Genomic DNA, 1,783 nt, shown 5'->3' on the forward strand with positions numbered 1-1,783 from the left:
TCTGATGACGATCAACTGACTCAGCGAAACCCTGTGGTGAGGGGATTTATCCCCGACCGACTGCGCAGCAGTCGCAAACCCAGCCAACAGGGTGCGTCAGTTATATCGAGGTCTCGGGTTTTGGGGCCGCTGCGCAGCCCATCGGGGATAAATCCCCTCACCACAACAGCCCCTCCACTTAAGCCCTTCTACTCAAGCACATCTACTCAAGCCTTAGGCTTGGCTTTCCTCGGCTTCAAATACTTCATCAACCCCTGAAACCACATCACCAGCGCCGGATTCCCCTTCAGCTGGATCGACTTGTCCTGAATCCCCTGCATGAACGCCAGCTGCTTGTTCTTCGCCTGCATCGTGGCAAAGGCATAACCCGCATCCTTGAACGCAATCGCAAACGCCGGCTCCGCCACCACACCAGACTTGCTGGTAACGCGCTGATTCTTCACCACGAAATGCCGCGCCACTTTCCCGTCCAGCGTCTGCAGCTGAAACACCAGATTCTTGTCACCCAACTGCTGCTGGAACGCAGGATTTGTCCGGCTGGCCTTCCCCATCAACAAACCCATCATCCACAGAAGAAAACGAAATTTCATGCGCACAGCCTCAAAAGGAAAATGAACGGCCGGGGCAGTGTAAGGGATTCGAACGATAACGCCACTATCCGCCGCTATTGGAAGATGATGCAGACCATTTCCCGCACGATGACCGCCAAGTCACACTTCTGCACCCACCGTCCTACACCTGTTGAAACACATCCCTGTAGGAGCTGCCGAAGGCTGCGATCTTTTGATCTTCCAGCCTGCAAACCTATGGGAAATTTCCTGCAAAGCGTGGTGTTGTGCGTGAACTAGGCAGGTTGGAGCATCGTCGATAGCCTGTGTGTGTCACCGCAAAATCGGTGACTCGGACGTGCAAGTCCAGACTCGTTATGCATTCAGTTATGGCTATTCGCCGGGCGTTTTCCTATGCTCGCGAACTGTTATGGCGGCTGTGTATGGGAGGCCTTCGGGTCTGCCGGTTTCCGAGTCCGGTCTTGCACACCTATACACAGCTGCCACCCTCTCGAAGCAAGCGAAACGGTGTTGGCTCCATAACTCGGAAAATACCTATGATCAAACCAACACCCAATCCCCCCGAAACCCCAGACATATCGCCCTACGAATCGCTGGAATCCAAGAAATTCCACGAAGCCGCCGAACGCGCCCTCGACCACCACTTCAAACCGCGCACCGAATCCCAACCCAAACGCGAAACCGGCCTCTTCAGCCTCACCCCCGGCACCGACGCCGAAGCCCTCATGGCCAACGCCTCCGAAGACCTCCTGTCCATCAGCGCCATCGCCTGCGACCTCGCCGACGACCTCCACGGCTCCCGCCGCTCGGTTGCACTGGCTCTGAGCAGAATGGCGGATGGGGTGCGATTGATGGTGGAAGGGACGCTCGATCATATTGAAGTGCGGAACCTGGCGGCCAAGTCGTAGCGGGATTTGCGGATGAAAAAAAGGGGACGTTAAGTCCCCTTTCTCAATGATCCCCGGCTCACCACTGACAGCCTGTTTCTGGCGAAGCGTCCATGGTGATGTCTTGATCGAATGAATACTTCTTACCGGATTTGTAATTCGTGTAGGTCATCCCATAGATTCGGGCACCTTGGCTGACCATTTCGTATTCGCCTGTCAGCGACCCTTCGGAAACCTCCACCCAGATTGTCGTGAACTGAGAGGGGCGCCCTTCCTCCATGACTTCCTCTCCTTCGACACCCCCGGTAGACAAGGGGAATCGCCTTT

General features: G+C 55.7%; 2 protein-coding genes and 1 pseudogene. 1 reads left to right on the forward strand and 2 read right to left on the reverse strand.

Features of this window, described 5'->3' with window-relative positions; translation table 11 throughout:
• Window positions 1-206: 206 nt before the first annotated feature.
• Window positions 207-590, reverse strand: a complete 384-nt coding sequence (locus HT737_RS14725; RefSeq protein WP_182403034.1) for an SCP2 sterol-binding domain-containing protein — start codon at window positions 588-590, stop codon at window positions 207-209.
• Window positions 591-1,105: 515 nt separating this feature from the next.
• Between HT737_RS14725 and HT737_RS14730 the strand changes: the two genes are divergently transcribed.
• Complete coding sequence (locus HT737_RS14730; RefSeq protein WP_027610398.1) at window positions 1,106-1,477, forward strand: DUF6124 family protein; 372 nt, start codon at window positions 1,106-1,108, stop codon at window positions 1,475-1,477.
• A 58-nt stretch (window positions 1,478-1,535) separates the two neighbouring features.
• On the opposite strand, the pseudogene HT737_RS14735 reads toward HT737_RS14730, so the two are convergent.
• Window positions 1,536-1,783, reverse strand: a pseudogene (locus HT737_RS14735) (hypothetical protein); the annotation flags it as partial.

Source organism: Pseudomonas sp. MD195_PC81_125, from assembly GCF_014060985.1.
In the GTDB taxonomy this organism is placed as follows: domain Bacteria; phylum Pseudomonadota; class Gammaproteobacteria; order Pseudomonadales; family Pseudomonadaceae; genus Aquipseudomonas; species Aquipseudomonas parakoreensis.